The sequence below is a fragment of the Rhodonellum psychrophilum GCM71 = DSM 17998 genome, from assembly GCF_000381545.1.
GTDB lineage: Bacteria > Bacteroidota > Bacteroidia > Cytophagales > Cyclobacteriaceae > Rhodonellum > Rhodonellum psychrophilum.
In genome coordinates this window covers 1-21,226 of sequence record NZ_KB906677.1, presented here as the reverse complement: position 1 = coordinate 21,226, position 21,226 = coordinate 1, and the positions used below count along the sequence as shown (strand labels likewise).

Below are 21,226 nucleotides of genomic sequence, written 5' to 3'. Positions count from 1 at the left end.
AGACTGGTTTTCTAAAGTACGGGTATCTTTTTTATTGGTCTGGAGCAGTCAATGTTTTTCAATTCCCGTCCATCCAATTATTAAAAGGAAGTTGCAGGATTGCTTTTAGGTTTTTAAAGGATGGTTTCCACCCGCACGGCAGTTCCACTGGCAGTTACCATCAGCATACCTTCTCGGATGGTTTCATAGTCCAGGTCTATTCCAACGACGGCATTGGCGCCAAATGCTTGTGCTTGCTGTTGTAATTCTGCCATTGCAGTCGATTTTGCTTCTCGCAAAACCCTTTCATAGGCGGAAGATCGGCCCCCGACAATATCGGTGATGCTGGCGAAAAAGTCCTTGAAAATGTTTGCCCCGATGATGGTTTCTCCCGTGACAATGCCCAAATAGGCGGTGATTCTGTAGCCTTCAAGGCTTGGTGTGGTGGATACTATCATTTTGTTGTTTTGTTTTTTTGCTGAATTTAAAAAATACATCGATTGAGTCAACGAAAAGACAAGGTTTTTTGAAACCAAAAGAAAGGAACGCAATAAGATCTAGGAATTAGAGGAAGAATCGGGAATGAAAATCAAAGGGTTTTTCAAAAAAAGAGCGGGTAATCGGGTTCGAACCGACGGCCTTCAGCTTGGGAAGCTGACGCTCTACCAACTGAGCTACACCCGCTTTTATAGCGCAAATTTAGGCTGAATTTTGTGACTTTTTCAAATCACAATGGATATTAAATTTGGATTGATTTTCCTCTCTTCCAATCCCCTGATTCTCAGGATCAATCTCCCTTCCTCCAGCAATTGGCTTAGGTTTGTTAGGATGGGGTCAAGAAGGTATCCAAGTGCTTTAGGGAAGATTTTATAGGTTATGTCATCCATTTTGAAACAAGTGGGTTGCGTGAAAACTCTATTATTTTTTTAAGGAGACAAAGAAATTATTACAGGAGAAACCCATTATTTCGATTTAAAGAGCAGGGAACGGGGGGATCTTTAAATCCAGAAACAGCGGCTTCCCAATTTTTGATTACCTTTAGGTGCTATTGAATAATTTTTAACACCCTTCCCTTCTTATGCAGACTGATCTTAAAATTGCCGTGTTGATAGATGCCGATAACGTTCCCGCCACCCAAGTGAAAGAAATGATGGAGGAAATCGCCAAATACGGCAACCCCACCATTAAGCGGATTTACGGGGATTGGACAAAGCCGCAACTTGGGAAATGGAAAAATGTCCTGCTTGAAAATGCCATCAGCCCCATTCAGCAGTACAGCTATACCACAGGCAAAAATGCAACAGATTCGGCGATGATCATTGACGCCATGGATATCCTCTATTCAGAAAGGGTAGACGGATTCTGTTTGGTATCCAGCGACAGTGATTTCACCAAGTTGGCGACACGTCTGAGAGAAGCGGGGATGTTGGTCATCGGAATCGGGGAAAAGAAAACGCCTGAACCATTCTTCGTTGCCTGCGACAAATTCATCTATCTTGAAATCCTGACCCAACAAAGTGAGGATCAGGATGATCCAAAAGAAAAGAGCGTTCCGAGACCTCAAGTGGACAAGATCAATCCGAAATTGATTCGATTGATCGCCAGTACGATTTCGGATTTGGCAGATGAGGAAGGATGGGCTTTCATGGGAGACGTGGGCAATCTGCTTCAAAAAAAGCAACCCAATTTTGACGCGCGAAACTTTGGTTTCCAAAAATTAACACCCTTGATCAGCGCCATCAACAAATTCGAAATCGAAAAAAGGGAAAACCAGAAAGGAAGGTTTAAATTGATCTACGTAAGGAATAAGGCCATTTAGTCTGAAACTGTTTTCACCCAAAGAGGTAAGTTTCTCACGGAGTACGCAAAGGTTTTTTTGATTTTAAAATCAGGGTTCGAAACCATTGTTTTTTTTGCGGTCTTTGCGAAACATGCTTCTTGCTTTGTGAAAACCTTCATTCTGCGGAATTTCAACGCAAAGGGCGCTAAGTTTCACGCGAAGGACGCAAAGGTTTTTTGGACCTGATCTCAGGTTTGGATTTGAGGGAGGGGTTTGGATGTGTTGTTATTTTCTTTGCGTTCTCTGCGAAACACGTTGCGTGCTTTGCGAAAAACCTGTTTTTGCTGAATTTTCAACACAGAGGGCGCTAAGTTTTACTCGAAGGACGCAAAGGTTTTTTGGACCTAATCTCAGGTTTTGAATTGAGGGAGGGGTTCGAACCCATTGTTTTTTTTGCGGTCTCTGCGAGAGGTTGTTTTAACGCAGAGGGCGCCAAGTGTCTCTGGAAGGTCGCAAAGGTTTTTTTGTTTTTAAAAATCGGTTGGTTTTCGGAAGATTTGGGAGGATGTATTTTTTTCTTTGCGTTCTCCGCGAAAAACTCTACGGACTTTGAGAGAAATTATTTTAACGCAGATTGCGCCAAGTGTCTCGGGAAGGCGGCAAAGGTTTTTTGGTAGTTTTAAAAATCGGTTGGTTTTCGGAAGATTTGGGAGGATGTATTTTTTTCTTTGCGGTCTCTGCGAAAAACTCTGCGGACTTTGCGAGAAATTATTTTAACCCAGAGTGCGCCAAGTGTCTCGGGAAGGTCGCAAAGGTTTTTTGGTAGTTTTGAAAATCTGTTGGTTTTCGGAAGATTTGGGAGGATGTATTTTTTTCTTTGCGTTCTCCGCGAAAAACTCTGCGGGCTTTGCGAGAGATTGTTTTAACGCAGAGGGTGCCAAGTGTCTCGGGAAGGTCGCAAAGGTTTTTTTGTTTTTAAAAATCTGTTGGATTTCGGAAGATTTGGGAGGATGTAATTTTTTTCTTTGTGTTCTCCGCGAAAAACTCTGCGGACTTTGCGAGAGATTGTTTTAACGCAGAGGGCGCCAAGTGTCTCGGGAAGGTCGCAAAGGTTTTTTGGTAGTTTTGAAAATCTGTTGGTTTTCGGAAGATTTGGGAGGATGTATTTTTTTCTTTGCGGTCTCTGCGAAAAACTCTGCGGACTTTGCGAGAAATTATTTTAACGCAGAGTGCGCCAAGTGTCTCGGGAAGGTCGCAAAGGTTTTTTGGTAGTTTTGAAAATCTGTTGGTTTTCGGAAGATTTGGGAGGATGTATTTTTTTCTTTGCGGTCTCTGCGAAAAACTCTGCGGACTTTGCGAGAAATTATTTTAACGCAGAGTGCGCCAAGTGTCTCGGGAAGGTCGCAAAGGTTTTTACTGTGGTTTTTAGAATCTGTTGGTTTTCGGAAGATCTGGAAGAATTTGTTTTTTCTTTGCGTTCTCTGCGAAACACTCCGTGGTTTTTGCATGAATTTTTTAAACGGGTGCCTCCAAGGATTTTTGACAGCTTTATTGTTGATGTTGAATAAATTTTAGTGTATTCAATTATGGACTATTTCTTTACAAACCTCAAGAAATACACGGTGAACTTTGTCCGAAATTTCACCTAGACATTCCACCAATAGGTGAATTTCAATGCCAATGCCCGGTTCTTTACATAGAAAGGTGCTGGAAGGTAGTTGTCTGTGTAAACCAAAAAGAGATCGGAGGCGGGTTTGAATCGCCATTGAAAGCGGGTATTCAAGTTGATGTTTTTGATCTGCTCGTTGTATTGGACAAATGCCGTGAAAAAGACCTTGTTGGTCATCGTTACATCCAGTCTCGGCCCCACCAACCAAAACCTGGTTTTTCCCCATGTCTCTGGCAAATGGATTTCATTATAGTTGGCATTTAGGGTAAGACTGAAAAAGGGCTGGAACCTGTAGCCGAGTTCCGCAGCCACATTGTATCGATCTCCGTCTGCATAATATCCTCCCATCCGTGTCGAAAAGGCATAGGTGAAAATGCTCTGGGGCTTTGATGTATATTCCGTTCCCCAGGAATTCCATTTGTGTTGGGTTCCAGTGGCCAAGGTATCCCCGCTATAATTCGTGGGATCAAATGGCCTTTGGAGTTGGACGTAATCGTGTGCGGTCCATGCGCTGAAAACACTTTGGCTTCTGAACCTCACCCGATACAACAGGTAACTTTCGTTGTCGGTTTCCTTCATATCCGTATTGAAAAAGAACTTGGTGTTGAATTCTGGACCGTGGCTGAGGATTTTTTTACTTTTGGGGAAAAATAGGTACCCGATGCTGGGGTTGATTTTGTAATATCCGTTTCTTGGCACGTAGCCAACTTCCGCAGTGTAGTTTTCGGACACGTATTCATGCTGCCAATTCCAAGTCAAGTTTCCGCTGCTATACCGCAGGTTTGCCGCATGGACCATGCTTTCTCCGGTTTGGCCGGGGCTGTAGGATTTTAGGACCAAGGCCTTTCCTGTCCAAAGGTTGTTGGAGGAAGCCAGATTGTACTCCAAGCCCACATTTCTGTTGAATCTGGAATAAACGGGTTTGTCTTCGCTGGGGTCAGGGCGATAGTTTAGGGATTCTTTGTTTACAAAGATGACGCCGATATTGGACCTGGAGAAGACCCTTCTTTGGAGGGCCAAAACACTGAAATTTTGGGCAGGCAATCCGGATTCATCCACCTCACCGGTTTGCATGTTCATGGCGCCGATCCTCCAATCTTTGTTGATTTTACCACTTAGCCTTGCCCCAACATTGATGGGTGCATTCAAGCCAATTCTCCTCGAGAAAAATGGACGGATGCTCTCGTAGCCAAAATTGGCAAACAAATCTCCGTTTTCCAGAAAGAACTGTCTCCTTTCGGGAAAGAACAATTCAAATCGGTCCAGATTGGTCACTTGTCTGTCCACTTCCACCTGTGAGAAATCAGGGTTCACCGTCAAATCCAGATTGAGGGAAGAGCTCAAGGCGATCTTAGCATCCAAGCCAACATCCCTCTTGAATACTTCTTGGCCACCTTCGGAGATGTTTTTGGTTACTCCCCCCATCGCATAGGGGATCAGGGAAATATTGGAACCTACTTGAGGCGGAGGATTGTCCCAGATCAAAGTACCCGTATAAGCCAGAGATGCTGAGGGAAACTGCCTTGGAACCGGCGCCCAACTTGATTTTTCGGTTGTTTTGAGATCCATCCGGCTGAAATTGATTCCCCATTCGGTAATTCCTTTTTTATAACGAATGGACTTGAATGGAATGGACGCCTCAAAAACCCACTTGTCGGGGTAGTTCCTCACGGTGGATTCCCATTTGTTGTCCCAGCTCAAGTCGATTTTTCCGCCTTCGAACATGATGCCATCCCATTGGGCACCGGCTGCATTGGCGCCGAAAGAAAATCCATTGGTTTGGTCATCGAAGGGATCCATAAAGAGGAGAAAATTGTCATTCTTGCCAAATGAAAAATCCCTGCGGAGGGATTCTACCATATAAGGCCCCTCCATGCCATGGTGATTGACGACGACCAAATAGAGGTTGTCCGCATCATAGGTCATTCTCACATCGGTTTTGACATGGGCAAAACTGGTGTCCATCGGGGTAATCATGAAAAATTCGCTTGCGACCGAAGCATCCAACCATGCCTGCTCATCCAACACGCCATCGATGACAATGGGGGAACTCGCCAATCGGATCGGCAGCTTGTATTTGTCATTTATCTTCTGACCGAAAAGTATAGCGACCAAACTAAAATATAGTATGGTCAAAACGGTAAGTTTCTTCATTAAATTCTGGCGATTGGGTTATTGAATTGTTCCAAAGGTACTGTGAATTGAATGACAAGAATAAATTTTGTGTGTGAATGCGTCGTAGGAGGGGATGAATGGGAAAATGCATCTGAAATTTCGCGAAAAGTAAATCTTTAATTTATGCAAATCTTTAATTATTTATCTTAAATCAATTTTATCTAACTTGAAAAAAATTAAATTGAAATAAGCTATTTATCTTTTTTTGGAAGGTAAAAATCCCAAACCTTCTCTTGCTAATTTTCTTCAGATGAAAAAGGCCTTTTTACTATTTAGGTCTGGGTTACCCATTTATTCAATTTAAGCTCATGCTTTAAATAAAATTTATATGATGAAGGTAACAACTAGTTCTGTCTTTGATATACTGTCCCATTGGAGGGTCTATTTTCAAGGAGGGAATGCGGCGATGATTGCTGAAACAAAAGAGCCTTTCCGCTCTGAATTGTTCAGTATGGACCAAATCTATGCCCATGGTAAAGTACTGGCCAAATCCCATAAACTTCAGGTTGAAAAACCGGCAGACAAGTTGCTCAAACGCTTGGATGAGAATGAAACGACACTGGTCGAGGCCCGAAACTTATTGGTGGAAAGCATCCGGCTGGGCAAAACCATTACGCCTGCCGCCGAATGGCTGCTGGACAATTTTTACCTGATAGAAGAGCAGGTGGTCATTGCAAGAGACCATTTACCAAAAGGATACAGTGAAACCCTCCCAAGTTTGGGGAATGGATTGTCTTCAGGATTGCCACGTGTGTACGACATCGTGTTGGAAATTATTTCCCACAGTGACGGTCGGGTGGATGTAAAGAGCTTGAGCAATTTCATCTCCGCCTATCAGACCGTAAGCCTCCTTACTCTTGGAGAACTCTGGGCCATTCCGATCATGCTTCGCTTGGCCGTGATCGAAAATTTACGCAGGATTGCCAATAAGATCGCACTGGATATGGTGGATCATAACTTTGCCGATTATTGGGCAGACAGGATGATTGCCACGGTGAAGGAAAGTCCGGGAAATTTGGTTTTGGATCTTGCCGACATGGCAAGGTCAAATCCTGTTTTGGTCAGCCCTTTTGTAGCTGGCATGGTGAGGAAACTTCAAGGGAAGGGACCCGCTCTGGCATTGCCTCTGACATGGATGGAGCAAAAGCTTGTCGAAATGGGCTATTCCAGCAATGAACTTGTCGGCAAGGAAAACCAAAAGCAGGCAGCCAACCAAGTTTCGGTAAGAAACAGCATCGGGACCCTGAGATTTTTGGGAGCCAATGATTGGCGTGAATTTGTAGAAACACTCAGCAGCGTGGAGGAAATCCTGAGACAGGATGTTTCCGGCACCTATCCTTTCATGGATTTTGCGACCAGGGACAGGTACAGGCATGTTGTAGAAGCCATTGCCAAATACAGTCCATTTTCCGAAACTGAAGTTGCCCAAAAGGCGGTGGATTTGGCACACGAAAATGCGATTAGCCAAGGTATTGAGGCCAGGATGTCCCACGTGGGTTATTTCTTGGTGGACAAAGGGTTGGAACAGACAGAAAAAATCTGTGAAAGAAGGTACACCTTCACCCAAAAATTCAAAAGATTTTCCGGGAAAATACCCATGTTTCTTTATTTTTTCTCCATTGCTGCACTGACCGGAATTGCCTCTTATGGCATGCTCCATTTGGTCAATCGCTACAGTAATTTCGAATGGCCGATCTTGGCAGTGCTGGCATTGATTGCGGTTTCAGGTGCGGCACAGCTTGCGGTTTCATTGGTGAATTGGATCGCAACGATCAGTGTTAATCCCAAAATGCTGCCCAGAATGGATTTCTCAAGGGGTATTCCCACAGAATTCAGATCCCTGGTGGTCATTCCGACAATGCTTTCGAGTAAGGCTTATATCGAAGAACTCGTTGAGGCCTTGGAGATCAGGTTTTTGGCCAACAAGGAGAAAAATGTGCATTATGGTTTATTGACCGACTTTATGGACGCGGGCTCTGAATTAATGCCGGAAGATGATGGTTTTCTCGAACTTGTCAGTGAAAAAATAGAAGTACTGAATCAGAAATATCAAAACGAAGAGGATATATTTTTTCTTTTCCACCGTCCAAGAACCTGGAATGAACGGGAAGGAAAGTGGATGGGCTATGAAAGGAAAAGGGGGAAATTATCGGCTTTGAACGCCCTTTTAAGAGGGAAAGATAAAAATGAGTTTTCCTTGATCTCTGGAAATCAAAGGATATTGTCACGTGTAAAATATGTGATCACGCTTGATTCAGACACACAATTGCCCAGGGAAACGGTCTGGAAATTTATTGCCACCATGGCACATCCGCTCAACCATCCTGTTTTTGATCCAAAAAGACAGATAGTGACAGAGGGATATGGTATTCTTCAGCCCAGAGTGGCTGCGGCCATTTCTAAATCAGCAGTATCCTTATATTCCCGAATGCAGGGAGATGTCACCGGCATAGATCCCTATACCAGAGTTTCCTCCGATGTGTACCAAGATCTTTTTGGGGAAGGATCCTTTATCGGAAAAGGAATCTATGATGTGGATGTATTTGAACAGGGATTGAACGGGGTGTTTCCTGAAAACAGGATATTGAGCCATGATTTGCTGGAAGGCTGTTATGTGCGTTCGGGCTTGCTTAGCGATGTGCTGCTTTATGAGGAAAATCCCTCCCAGTACCATGCCGACATCAAACGTTACCACAGGTGGACAAGGGGGGATTGGCAGATTGCAGCCTGGATTTTTCCTTTTGTAAAGGATGCAGATGGCCAATGGAAAAGCAATCCGCTTTCCAGCCTTTCCAAATGGAAATTGTTTGACAACCTGAGAAGGAGCTTGGTGCCTCTTTGTTTGCTGTTGGTTTTACTGATGGGTTGGACCATTTTGCCTTTTTCTTGGTTCTGGACTGCAGCCGTGACTTTGATAGTATTGTTGCCATTGATGATGGCCGCAGGCTGGCAATTGCTCCATAAACCCATAGAGCTGAATTCAACTGCACACCTTTCGGAAGTGGGTGGTGTGGTCAGGGATTTCTTGATCAGGTTTGTTTTTGGACTTGCGGTTTTGCCCTATGAGGCTTTCGTTTTTGCAGATGCAGTCTTTCGGACCATTTGGAGGATTTTCATTTCCGGAAAAAAATTACTGGAATGGACGCCTTCAGCCAATACGGCAAGGAAAACCGAAAATAAGCTTCTACAGATATACGGGAAAATGATTTTCCCTCCACTTTTGTCACTGGTTTTGATAGGGATTTTGGTTTACAACAGCCAATTTATATCCCTACTGGTGGCTTCTCCGATTCTATTGTTATGGCTTATGGCTCCTGCTCTTGCATGGCGTCTTGGCAAACCCAAATCTGAGAAAAATGTGCGATTACCTGAAGATGAGCTCTTTTTTCTGCACAAAACAGCCAGAAAAACCTGGTCGTTTTTTCAGCAGTTTGTTGCCGAGCCTGACAATTTCCTTCCTCCGGATAATTTCCAGGAAGAACCTGTTGCCAAAATCGCCCACAGAACTTCACCCACGAACATGGGGCTGGCTTTGTTGGCAAATCTATCCGCGTATGATTTTGGATACATTGGGAGCGGTGAACTGGTCAAAAGATCCAGGCAGACGATGTCCTCGATGCTGGAACTTGAAAGGTACAAAGGTCATTTTTACAATTGGTATGACACTGTTTCCTTGACCACTTTACAGCCCAAATATATTTCAACAGTGGACAGTGGCAATCTGATCGGGCACTTGCTTACTTTTCGGCAGGGGCTATTGGCTTTGCCCGAAGACCCGATTGTGGGCAAGCGGGTAATCGAAGGACTCAGAACTACCGCCGGGATTGTAATGGACTTTTCTGTTGGAAAACAAAATGAAATTTCTGCAAAAATCATGGGCATGCTGGAAACAGCATTGGCTACAGAAACCCTTTCTCTGAGAAAACTGAAAAACCTGCTAGATGATTTGGTTTCTTTTATTGAACAGGGAGAAACCCAAAATCCGGGAATTGAAACTGAATACCAAAGGTGGATCAAAAGGTTGTTGACCCAAATCAAAAATACACGGGAAGATTGGCTTCTTCTGGCGCCTTGGTTGGAATTGACCCCAGTTCCAGAACAATTTGGACTTCTTGCGCCAATAATCGACAACCCAACTTTACACGCCATCCAAACCGCATCAGAAACCTATTCCCAAATACTGGATGAATATGCCATGGCGCAAAATAGTCAAGAGCAAAAGGAATGGTTGGCCCAAGTAAGGGAAGCCTTGGCACAGGGAGGCATTATGGCAAGCAAAAGGAACCTTTTGATCACCCAACTTGCCGAATACTGCGAGCAACTGTCTGAGGTTGACTACGACTTTCTTTTTGACAAATCCACAAGTCTCCTCAGTATTGGTTACAATGTCGAAGAACGAAAAAAGGACAGTGGAAATTATGACCTGCTGGCTTCAGAGGCACGGTTGGGGATTTTTGTGGCCATTGCCCAAGGCAAGTTGCCACAGGAAAGTTGGTTTGCCCTCGGGCGCTTGTTGACCGATTCGGGTGGAGGTCCGATTTTACTTTCTTGGAGTGGGTCAATGTTTGAATACCTGATGCCCCAATTGGTGATGCCAGTTTATGAAAACACTCTGCTTTTTCAAACCAACAAAGCCACAGTCAAAAGACAAATTGAATACGGTGCGCAACGGGGGGTGCCTTGGGGAATTTCCGAATCCGGGTACAATCAGGTAGATGCCAGTTTGAATTACCAATATCATGCCTTTGGCGTTCCTGGAATCGGTCTTAAGCGTGGTCTGGAAGAGGATTTGGTGATCGCCCCGTATGCAACGATGATGGCTTTGATGGTTTCACCCAAAAAAGCCTACCAAAATCTTGAATTGCTTTACAAAGAAGGTTTTGAAGGGGAATTTGGTTTTTATGAAGCCATAGATTATACCGTAAGCCGTCTGCCTAGGGGAGAGAAAAATGCCATTGTACGCTCCTATATGGTACATCATCAGGGAATGGGGCTCTTGTCCCTGGCTTATTTGCTTCTGGATCAGCCCATGCAGCAGAGATTCGTTTCTGAACTCCGCTTTCAGGCGACGATTTTATTGCTTCAGGAGCGGATACCGAGGACGACTTTGTTTTTCGCCCACACTGCCGACCTGATGGATGCTTCAGTAACGGATGATGGGGTCAAGGCCCGAATCATCCAGACACCAAACACCCAAATGCCTGAAGTACAATTGCTCAGCAATGGAAATTATCAAGTAATGGTCACCAATTCCGGTGGAGGTTACAGTCGATGGAAAGATATCGTCGTGACGCGTTGGCGGGAAGATACTACCCAAGACAATAGGGGTATTTTCTGCTATATCAAGGATATCAGCAGTGGTGTTTTCTGGTCAAATACCTATCAACCCACCATGCATCCAGCGAAAGTGTATCAAGCGGTTTTTTCCCAGGGTCATGCTGAGTTTTACAGACAGGATTATGGAGTGGAAACCAAAACTGAAATTGTCATTTCTCCTGAGGATGATACCGAAATGAGAAGGATCAGAATCACCAACAAGACCAACTTCACCAAGATCTTGGAAGTGACGAGCTACGCCGAAATTGTGCTGGCCAGCCAGGCTTCTGATGAAGCGCATCCTGCATTCAGCAATCTTTTTGTCCAAACAGAAATACTTCCGGAAGACAAAGCGGTAATATGTACACGCAGACCCCGGTCGGAAGGAGAAATTCCCCCGTGGATGTTTCACCTGATGGAGACCCATGGAGCTGAATTGGAAGAGGTTTCATACGAAACCGATCGGATGGAGTTTATTGGAAGGGGAAACACCCTGGCCCATCCGCAAGCCCTGAAGGTGAACAGGTTGTCGGGGAAGCAGGGGTCTGTCTTGGATCCAATTGTCTCAATCCGTTTAAAAATCAGCATCAAACCCCAACAAACCGGAACGGTAGACTTGATCTATGGGATCAGCGATACGAGGGAAAGCTGTGAGGCGCTGATGCACAAGTACCGTGACCGTCATCTAAAAAAGCGTGCCTTTGAACTTTCTTGGACCCATAATCAGGTGCTTTTGAGACAGATCAATGCCACCGAGTCAGATGCGCATCTTTATGACCGCTTGGCCGCTTCTTTGATTTATCCCCATCCTTCGCTTCGGGCGGATCCATCGGTCATCCTTGCCAATTCCAGGGGACAGTCCGGGCTTTGGAGCCATTCGGTCTCCGGAGATATCCCTATCGTTTTGTTGCATATTCAAAATCCCGAAAACATGGAGCTTGTCAAGCAAATGGTCCAAGCTCATGGCTATTGGCGTCTCAAGGGCTTGGCAGTGGATTTGGTCATTTGGAATGAGGACCATGGAGCTTATAGAAAGGTTCTTCAGGAACAAATCCTTGGTCTCATCACCATGGAGTCTTTCAGACATGAAACCAATAACAAACCTGGAAATATCTTCGTCAAATCCGCTGATCAGCTTTCTCCGGAAGACAGAGTCCTTTTCGAAAGTGTTGCCCGCATCATCATTCACGATAGCAACGGAACATTGTCCGAACAAGTGAACAGAGAGATTGTACCCAAAGCACTTCCGCCACTATTGGAAGCGGCTTCCATGCCTGAATTTGGGGACCTAACGCCAATGGTACTGCCTCGCGACTTGTTGTTTTTTAATGGGACGGGTGGATTCTCTCCAGATGGAAAATCCTATAAAATCCTAACAGACAAGGTGAAAACCACACCAGCCCCATGGGTAAATGTGATTGCTAACCCTGGTTTTGGTTCGGTCATTTCTCAAAATGGGTCTGCGTATACCTGGTCAATCAATGCGCACGAATACCGCATTACCCCATGGCACAACGATCCTGTCTCCGATACAGGAGGGGAGGCCTTTTACCTCCGGGATGAAAAAACAGGTCATTTCTGGTCACCTTCTCCCTTTCCAAGAGCGGGGAAAACACCCTATATCACGACACACGGTTTTGGATATTCCACTTTTGAGCATTCAGAAATGGGTCTTCATTCGGAAATGTGTGTATTTGTGGATAAGGACCTTCCTGTAAAATTCATTGTTCTGAAAATCAAAAACCAATCGGGAACGCATCGAAAAATTTCAGCTGTAGGTTTCATGGAAATGATTTTGGGGGATCTTCGCTCCAAAACAAACATGCATGTTTTTTCCGAATGGGATCAGCCCAATGGGGCGCTTCTGTTCAGGAACAGGTACAATACCGCATTTGCTGAGAAGATATGCTTTTTCAAAGTGGAAGGAGCTGAAAGATGTTTCACCGGCGATCGCGGAGAATTTATCGGAAGAAACAGAAATCTTGAAGATCCCCAAGCCCTTCACCGGACCAAACTTTCTGGTAGCCTAGGCGCAGGGTTGGATCCCTGTGCAGCATTACAGGTCAAGTTCGACTTGCTTGAAGGGGAAGAAAAAGAGATAATCTTTCAACTAGGGACCGGAAATAATCCAGCCGAAGTAGAAGCGCTTCTCCAAAAGTTTGCTGACCAGGAATCTGTGAAGACTTCCCTTCAGGCAGTAAAGGAATATTGGGAAGAAATGGTCAGTACGGTGCAAGTGACCACGCCTGACCCTGCCTTGGATATATTGACCAATGGTTGGCTGACTTACCAAACGATTGCCTGCAGGATATTTGCCAGAAGCGGATTCTATCAATCCGGAGGTGCATTTGGTTTCAGGGACCAGTTGCAGGACGTATTGGCACTGCTTCATTCCAAACCCATGTTGGCTCGCGAGCAAATCCTTCTGAGTGCCTCCCGTCAGTTTGTGGAAGGAGATGTACAGCATTGGTGGCATCCACCAGAAGGAAGAGGCGTTCGTACCACCTGTTCGGATGATTTGCTTTGGTTGCCTTATGTGCTTTCCAGATACATCACAGATACAGGTGATTCCCAAATACTCGATGAACAGGTTGGTTTTCTGGAAGGCAGATTGTTGGCAGAAGGTGAAGATTCCATTTACGACCTTCCCTCGACAAGCAACCTGAAGGCAAGTCTGTATGAACATGGTGTCCGCGCCATTAACCAATCTCTTCGGTTTGGTAGCCACGGCCTTCCCCTGATAGGTTCTGGAGACTGGAATGATGGAATGGATCAGGTGGGGCACAAAGGCCAGGGAGAAAGCGTATGGCTTGCTTTTTTCCTATATGATGTATTGAGTAGATATGAAGCCATTGCATCAGGTTATGGAGATTCTCTATTTGCCGACACCTGCAGGACAACAGCCAAGACCCTGAAAGCGAAAATTGAAGCATCGGGATGGGATGGGGAGTGGTATCTTCGGGCCTTTTTTGATGATGGCAGCCCTTTGGGTTCCAAACAAAATGTGGCTTGTCGCATTGATGCCATTTCCCAAAGCTGGGCGGTCTTGTCCGGCGCCGGTGACAGTCAGAGAATCTTGACAGCCATGGATTCCTTGGAAAAACATCTGGTCAGAAAAGACCTCCAACTCATCCAATTGCTGGATCCACCATTTGACAAAGAAGGACCGAACCCAGGATATATCAAAGGATATGTCCCGGGTGTAAGGGAAAATGGAGGGCAATATTCCCATGCCGCCATCTGGACGCTGATGGCCTTTGCCGCACTGGGCCAAAGAGAAAAAGTCTATGAACTATTCAGTATGGTTCAACCCATCGGTCATGCCTCTGATGCCGATAAAGTCAAGGTTTATAAAGTAGAACCTTATGTGATGGCAGCGGATGTCTATGCCAATGAATCCCACGAAGGTAGGGGAGGGTGGACCTGGTACACGGGTTCCTCGGGATGGATGTATCAATTTATCACAGGTTCTCTTATCGGGATGAAAATCCAGGGCAATGTACTGAGCTTCAATCCTTGTTTCCCTTTGTCTTGGCCATCGGTATCCGTCATTTACCGAAAGGGAAGTTCCACCTACCGGATCACTGTTTTCCAGACAGCGGCGGAAACCGAATCTTGGTGGAAAATGGATGATCAAAAAGGATTGGGTGCTTCAATAGTTTTGGAAGATGATGGAAAGGAACATATAATCGAGATGCAGGTGCCGATTTGACCTGAATAAATCCGTAAGGTAATTTTCTGTTCATTCAATTCAAAACCACCCAAAACTGAAAAATTTGGGTGGTTTTTTTGGATTCTAAATTGTCCGCATATTTCATTTCCTTTAAAAGTAAAAATCAGATAGTTTTACCGAATAGTGTTTAAAACAATTGAATTGAAAAAATCGTCCAGCCTCTTCGTAAAAAATGCCTTTACCCAAATGGACAAATTTGTGGTGTCGGCGTTATTGGGGATTTATGTGGCGATCATCCTTTTTGGATTGGACAAAGGCTTTGATTTTTCCGATGAGGGCATGTACCTGATGCTGACCGATCCCCATCAACCCAATCAGTACGGCTTGTTGAATTATGATCTTTTTTTCAAATTGTTTTACCGGTTTACTGGTTTCCAGTTCGGTATTGTGCAACTCAGGATTTTGAGATTGATGTTGTATTTTATGGCGGCGGGTTTTGTTTTCCGGTTTTGGCTTGCTCTCTTTCCCGACGATTGGCAAAAAGGAACCGGGATGCAGATCGTTCCCCTGATTTTGATTTCGTTGTTTGGCGGATACGCTTTCTTGCCACAGTCTTTGTCCTACAATTCTCTGACAGTAGTCTTGACCTGTTTTCTTTTTGGGGTTTATGGAACGGCATATTGGAAGGGAAAAAGCAGTCTCATCACAATGCTTTTCACCGGAACATTTCTTGCTTTTTTGTTTTACATCAAAATCACGGTCTTTTTTGGCTTTTTGGTGCTGATTCTTGGATTTGACTTGTTCGCAAAAAAGAGAATAATCATCAGCCTTCTCCTGTTGCTGCTTCCTTTGGTGATCATGGAAGCCATATTTGGTTTGGTTTTGGGGAAATCAGGACTGTTGTCAATGATTGAAGGGTTCCTATTCAGCCAATTGCGGGAGGGGTATGGGTTGTTTCATGTGTTGAAGTCCGTTCTGGTGGGGATTTTTTGGAGTGGATTGATATTTGGATCGGGTCTTCTGGGCGCTCTTTTTTTTCAAAGCAACAATAGAAGGATTAAAACAGCCTTTGCCTTTTGCTCCCTTTCCATTGCCTTTTTTTGTATTTATTGGATCACCATTACGGAGGAATCGACGTTTTACCTCTTATTCGGTATCCTGTTTGCCATGGGGTTTTTGACAATGAACAAATCAACCAAGGCAAGCCTTCCCAAAATCAAATTCCTGCTCTTGGTTTTGTTTTTCTTGCCTTTTGTTCTCCATTTTGGGAGCAATGTGTATTTTATGCGGCTCGGCGTGCATTATCTTTTTTTATGGATCCTTTGGATCATGGTTTGGCTTAAAGTGTATGGAGAATTTCACCAACTCAGAATAGCGGTTTTGGCCATCTGTATTTCTTTTCTCCCATTTGTTTTGGATGGTTTGTGGTGGCGACCTTTTGGTATAGAACCGATCTTTCATCAGACGGAAAGGTTTGTTTATCAAGGAAAAAAAGTCATTTTCCTCGATCGGGAACAAATCCTGTTCCTCCAAAATCTCGAAGGGATTTTAGAAAAACTTCAAGCCGAAAACTTACAGGTACTTCCGCTCTATAGTATACCGGGACCTTTGTATTTACTGAATAGACAAATCCCCAAGACGCCGGGGATCTGGAACCCTTCCCACTTTGAAGCCTATTTTGCAAAGGATCTCAATGCAAAGGTGATTTTATTCAACGGTTTGGATTCATTGCCAGAAGCAGTTCAACAAAATTACTTGCGATATGAACACCCGGAAAAGCCTTTGATTGGGGTAGAAATATATGTTTTAAAGGAAAACCATGATTGAAAGGGGAAATAATCCGATGTCCTGTCTCGGGGAGATTTCCATCGCTGGATGGTCCTTGGTCATCGTGGTTTTATGGCTGCTGATGTTTCCATATCTCTGGCTGGGGGAGCAAGTCCCCATCATCGTGTCGGACAATTTGGATTCCAATGTCGCCTGGTATAAAATGCTCAGGGACCAGGGAATGATTTTTTCGGGACCAATGGAAATGGTAAAGGGCATGGTCATCGAAACCCCAAGGATGTCCTATCCTTCCGGCTTGAACTTGGAATTGTTGCTCTATTTCTTTTTCCCTCCCTTTTTGGCTTATGCCCTCAATAAATTTCTGATTGGGTTGATCGCTTTTGCCTGCATGTTTGTTTTCCTATCGCATCAAAAGCCAGAAAACAGTGCCTCCCTGACCAAGGTTCTCTTTAGCCTCGTCTGGGTAACTTTGGTCTTTTATCCACACAGAGGGATTTCCATTGCGGCATTGCCACTGATTTTTGTGCTAATGGACCAGCTGCGCTTCCAGAAACTTTCCGCCCTTCATTTCGGGATCATTTTTGTGTATGCGGGTTATTCTATGTTTGCCCTAGCAGGTTTCTTTATCTGGGTAACCTTTTCCATTTGGTCCATTTTCTGGATGTGGAGGGATCGAAAATGGCATGTTCCGCATATTTTTCTTTTGGGATTTTGGTTGTTTTGTTCCCTTGTCCAGGAATATCAGTTGTTGTATGCATTGTTTGGAAACCATGGTTTTGAAAGCCATAGAAAGGAACTTACATTTTCTTGGGGTTTATGGACCGATTGGACCCTTTGGGGAATGCTCAAATCCGGGGATTACAGCGGGGCTTTCTATTCGGTGATTTATCCACTGCTGGCAAGCGTTCTTGTGATTTTAGTAGCAGTCCAAAAAAAGCTAGACCAGACAAGCCTGCTTTTGTTGGTTTCATTGTTGGGGATACTCCTGTGCTGTTGGGGGATTTCCAATCTTGGATTCTTGGACCAAATGGGGACAGTCATATCCAAATTGAATTCCATTAACCTGTTAAGGTTCAATCACCTGCTTCCCTTTCTGTTGTTTGCTCTTCTCGGCACCCTGATATTGCAAATGGATTTCCGATTCAAAAACCTCTTGCTGATGGGGCTTATTGGATTGAATATTTTCGTGTATCAGTATGAATGGAGACATTGGGTCAGTCGAGTTGTCCCTTGGACCGAGCGGCAAGTTCCAAGTTTCCAGTCTTATTTTGCGGTAACCCAATTTGAGGAGATCAAAACCTATTTGGGGGAAGAGTGGAAGCATGCAGTGATTGGCCATCTCAATTTTCCTCCGGCCGTGAGTGCTTACAATGGATTGACCTGTCTGGACGGTTACCTCCAAAATTATGATTTGACACACAAACATGCTGTGGGAAAAGCCATCGCCCAGGAGATAAACAAAAATGAATTCTTGTTGGATCAATTTTACCTTTGGGGAAATAAATGCTATTTGCAGAACGCCACCTATCCGGATGATTTTACAGCTTTCAAATGGAGGGTTCACCAACCCATCCAAGACCTTGATTTCGATTTTACAACCTTGAAAAATGACCTGAAAGTGGATTATCTCCTTTCCTCCGTTTTGGTGGAGGTGCCGGAACTTGTCTTGTTGCATTATTTTCAAAATGAATTATCCGCTTGGGATCTTTATCTCTATCAAATCAAATGATTGCTAAAATCACCACTTACCATATATTCATCCTTATTGGGGCAATTCTGTATATGGTCGCCTACCTGCTTCCGTTCAGGTTTCAGGTCAATGATGACGTCTTGATGATGTGGTTGGTATCGGGCGCCTATACGGGAGAATTCGAAACTTATGCGGTGTTTATCCATCCCTTGCTCTCCCATTTTTTTGCTTTTTGCTACCGCAATTTCCCATCCATTCCCTGGTATCCCTTGACTTGGTTTCTGGTGGTGTATCTGGCCTATGTGCAGTGGGTGCGGATCGTACTTTCCCAGGAAAAGCTATTGAATCAAAGGATTTTCTGGATTGTATTGTTTCTGACCTATGCCATCCATCATCTTTATTTCCTCCAGTTTACAGCCGTTGCCGGGATTGCTGCATTTTCAGGAATTTTGGGTCTTGTTCTCCAGCTGCAGGGCAAAAAGGGGACTTCTAGTTTTCTTGCCTACGTCCTGATCCTCCTTTCGGTCCTGATCAGAACAGACGCCTTTTTCCTGATGGTCATCGGATTTGGCACCTATTGGCTGTTGCATCAAGGGTTCAAGGAAATCCATCTGGTGATTTGGAGGCAAAAATGGCTGATTTTCGGGGTTTTATTTCTGATTGGTTACCGAGTTCACTACGAAAATCGGGAGGAAATCAAAGACTATGTCGCCTTCAACAAGGCCCGGTCGGGCGTCATTGACCATCCAGTTTTTCAGATGAATAAGGCGCTGATCGACAGGGAGGAGGAGCCGGAATGGTTTTATTTCAAGGAATGGCTTTTTGAGGATGCCCAAAAAATATCCACAGCGGATCTGGTCGAAAAAAAGAAGGGATTGAACAAGGGATATTTCGATTTATTTTATTTCAAAACTGCTTTGTCAAGGGTTTTGGTAAGCACCAAATATGAGTATTATAAAAAAGCGCTCTTTTTCTTTTTCTTTTCCCTGGCCTTATGGGTTGGATTCCGACAAAAAAAGACGTTTTGGTTTCTCTTCATTTGGGTGGTTTTCTTTTTGTCGGTCAACCATTTTTTCTTGTTAGCAGGCAGGGTGCAGACCTTGTTTATCCTGATTTTGTTGGGTGTTGCCTTCCTCAACCGGTTGGCAAAAATACCAATGATCCTAGGGTCAGTGTTTGTCCTCCTTTGTTTGGCGCTAATGGGTATTCATTCCCTCAATGTTGTGAAAGCGGAGGCCAAATGGGCGGTATGGAACAAGGATTTTTATCAGCTTTTGGATCAGGTCCCTGATGGGGAAAAGGTTTTTGTGCATGCGTACAGTGTTGAATTGCTGAATCGAAAGTATGATTTCCAAAATCCACCGCCGATGCTTCAGACGGGCTGGATTTCCCGTAGTCCCATGCAAAAAAGGGCTTTTCAGAGGTTCGGGGTCAATGCTTTCAGAGAAATTGACCGGTACTACTTGGTCCAGCAAAAGGCGGATGAGTCCAGTCAGATGCCCGGCTATTTTCAGTATTTAGAGTTGGAATTGACTAAAACCAAAATCCTAAGCAATACTATATTTGAAATGTTGAAATATGAAAAATAAGGAATTTTTAAAGGTGGGGATAGTCAATGGATTCCTTTCCATGTTGTATTTTTCGATAGTGCTTTTTGCCTTTTCCTGGATTTTCAAATACAATTTTTCCACGGATATGAAGGGCCATGTTTATATCTATATGGACTTATTGGAAAAAGATATACTTCCAATGCCGCCCCTTTATTATTGGACCATCGGGCTTGTCGATAAATTCTGCTCATTCCGGTATCCTTTTGTATTGGCAGCTATCCTTGTATTGGGATTTGCTTCCCTAGCCAAATATTTCATTTCTCTCTTTTATCTGAAATCCCAAGCAATTGATTTCCGCGCACATTCTTGGTTTTCTGGAATGCTTGTTTTTGGCTTGATGTTTTTCTTTCCAGTTTATGCATATCGCTTTGAAGGACTTTATTGGTATCTGGGCAAGTTTACGCCCAATGTCTGGCACAATTCCACCACGATCTTTGTATTTCCTTTTTCCATTGCCTTGTTTTTTGTTAGTTTAGAATGGATTGGATCTCCCAAACAAAAGTGGTGGTGGGCGCAATTGCTGTTGGGCGTCTTGGTATTGTCGATCAAACCCAGTTTTCTTTTTGTGTTTATTCCCGCCCTGCCCTTGATTGATCTCCTCAAAAGAAAGCGATTTGACCAAAACTTTGCTCTGACAGTATTGCTATCAGGAATGCTCTTGGGAGGTGTGTTCTTTCAGAAATACCTGATTTATCATCAAAATCCCTTTACGGACCAAGTATTTGGTGTTTCGGCTAAATCTGAAATTATTTTAGCACCTTTTGAGGTTTGGGATTTCTATGTGGAGAACAAATTTCAGGATGTGGCCACCAGCTTTCTGTTTGTTTTCGCGGGGATTTTTTTGATGGGAAAGCGGTTGTGGAATGACTGGCATTTCCAATATGCCTTGATTATGGTATTGGGAGCCATATCCATTTATTTTTTGATTGCGGAATCCGGAACCAGGATGCTGGATGCCAATTTCTATTGGCAAATCCCCATTTCCCTATTTATCCTCTATCTGGTCTTCGTAAAACATCTCCTTTTGGAAATCCAATCTGTCCCAAAGATCAGTGATTTGCCATGGAAAACCCAAATGCTCCTTTTTCTGTATTCCCTTCATGTATTTTCAGGCATGCTGTATCTCATCCGTCTGCTGTGGCTGGACAAGTACCACTAGGTATTTCCCAAGGGCCCGACTGGGTTCGTAGTATTCCGGAAGGTTTAAAGGTCATGAAATATGATGTTGTCTATTGTGTTTCCAACGATGAATGGGTTTTCAATCAATTTCAAATTCAAGTCTTTCAGGCTTGGTCCTGAGGTCGTTTGGCTTGTATTTCCATTGTCATTAGCTCCATCCGTTCCATCCGTGGTCTGTGTCCTCGCAGACCACTTCCCAATTACCGTCCAATATCCGCGAAGTCTGAAGGACTTCAACCTTGAATAGCCGCGGGTTGAACCCGTGGGAATTGGAATGTCGTGGTTGTTTGTCTTTGGCTAAAGAAAAAGATTGAATCCCGAAGGTTTTTCGCCAAAGCAGGTAGTTGACATTAATCGCGATTTTTTT

At 44.1% G+C, this 21,226-nt stretch carries 9 protein-coding genes, 1 tRNA gene and 1 pseudogene; 6 read left to right on the top strand and 5 right to left on the bottom strand.

Annotated elements, in window-relative coordinates:
• Positions 1-113: 113 nt before the first annotated feature.
• The 3 genes from F824_RS0109300 to F824_RS27470 form a co-directional block, all read right to left on the bottom strand.
• Positions 114-437 carry a YbjQ family protein gene (locus tag F824_RS0109300; protein ID WP_026333606.1) on the bottom strand — a complete coding sequence of 108 codons (324 nt, stop codon included), beginning with the start codon at positions 435-437 and terminating at the stop codon, positions 114-116.
• Positions 438-590: 153 nt separating this feature from the next.
• A tRNA-Gly gene (locus F824_RS0109295) sits at positions 591-663 on the bottom strand.
• A 38-nt stretch (positions 664-701) separates the two neighbouring features.
• On the bottom strand, positions 702-866 hold the full coding sequence (locus F824_RS27470; protein WP_019597609.1) for a hypothetical protein: 165 nt from the start codon (positions 864-866) through the stop codon (positions 702-704).
• A gap of 191 nt (positions 867-1,057) precedes the next feature.
• On the opposite strand from F824_RS27470, the gene F824_RS0109285 reads away from it, so the two are divergent.
• Positions 1,058-1,798 carry an NYN domain-containing protein gene (locus tag F824_RS0109285; RefSeq protein WP_019597608.1) on the top strand — a complete coding sequence of 247 codons (741 nt, stop codon included), beginning with the start codon at positions 1,058-1,060 and terminating at the stop codon, positions 1,796-1,798.
• Between the two features lie 1,606 nt (positions 1,799-3,404).
• Here the strand turns inward: F824_RS0109285 and F824_RS0109260 are convergent.
• Complete coding sequence (locus tag F824_RS0109260) at positions 3,405-5,582, bottom strand: DUF5916 domain-containing protein (RefSeq protein ID WP_019597603.1); 2,178 nt, start codon at positions 5,580-5,582, stop codon at positions 3,405-3,407.
• Positions 5,583-5,931: 349 nt separating this feature from the next.
• On the opposite strand from F824_RS0109260, the gene F824_RS25725 reads away from it, so the two are divergent.
• From F824_RS25725 to F824_RS0109235, 5 genes are all read left to right on the top strand, one after another.
• The gene (locus F824_RS25725) at positions 5,932-14,631 is read left to right on the top strand and encodes a glycoside hydrolase family 94 protein (RefSeq protein ID WP_019597602.1); all 8,700 of its coding nucleotides are present in this window, start codon (positions 5,932-5,934) and stop codon (positions 14,629-14,631) included.
• Positions 14,632-14,793: 162 nt separating this feature from the next.
• Positions 14,794-16,419, top strand: coding sequence for a hypothetical protein (locus F824_RS0109250; protein WP_139189766.1), 1,626 nt, complete (start codon positions 14,794-14,796; stop codon positions 16,417-16,419).
• The gene (locus F824_RS0109245; protein ID WP_019597600.1) at positions 16,412-18,109 is read left to right on the top strand and encodes a DUF6044 family protein; all 1,698 of its coding nucleotides are present in this window, start codon (positions 16,412-16,414) and stop codon (positions 18,107-18,109) included. Before F824_RS0109250 ends, F824_RS0109245 begins: the two co-directional genes overlap by 8 nt.
• Positions 18,106-19,659, top strand: coding sequence for a hypothetical protein (locus tag F824_RS0109240; RefSeq protein WP_019597599.1), 1,554 nt, complete (start codon positions 18,106-18,108; stop codon positions 19,657-19,659). The genes F824_RS0109245 and F824_RS0109240 overlap by 4 nt, the downstream gene beginning before the upstream one ends.
• A complete protein-coding gene (locus F824_RS0109235) occupies positions 19,649-20,839 on the top strand; it encodes a hypothetical protein (RefSeq protein ID WP_019597598.1) in 1,191 nt (396 codons plus the stop codon). The genes F824_RS0109240 and F824_RS0109235 overlap by 11 nt, the downstream gene beginning before the upstream one ends.
• A gap of 168 nt (positions 20,840-21,007) precedes the next feature.
• Here the strand turns inward: F824_RS0109235 and F824_RS27805 are convergent.
• Positions 21,008-21,226: pseudogene (locus F824_RS27805) on the bottom strand (hypothetical protein); the annotation flags it as partial.

Bases quoted from the DNA above. Each gene is read 5' to 3' on its own strand.
- F824_RS0109300 (WP_026333606.1), bottom strand. From the start codon at position 437: ATGATAGTATCCACCACACCAAGCCTTGAAGGCTACAGAATCACCGCC.
- F824_RS27470 (WP_019597609.1), bottom strand. From the start codon at position 866: ATGGATGACATAACCTATAAAATCTTCCCTAAAGCACTTGGATACCTT.
- F824_RS0109285 (WP_019597608.1), top strand. From the start codon at position 1,058: ATGCAGACTGATCTTAAAATTGCCGTGTTGATAGATGCCGATAACGTT.
- F824_RS0109260 (WP_019597603.1), bottom strand. From the start codon at position 5,582: ATGAAGAAACTTACCGTTTTGACCATACTATATTTTAGTTTGGTCGCT.
- F824_RS25725 (WP_019597602.1), top strand. From the start codon at position 5,932: ATGATGAAGGTAACAACTAGTTCTGTCTTTGATATACTGTCCCATTGG.
- F824_RS0109245 (WP_019597600.1), top strand. From the start codon at position 16,412: ATGATTGAAAGGGGAAATAATCCGATGTCCTGTCTCGGGGAGATTTCC.
- F824_RS0109240 (WP_019597599.1), top strand. From the start codon at position 18,106: ATGATTGCTAAAATCACCACTTACCATATATTCATCCTTATTGGGGCA.
- F824_RS0109235 (WP_019597598.1), top strand. From the start codon at position 19,649: ATGAAAAATAAGGAATTTTTAAAGGTGGGGATAGTCAATGGATTCCTT.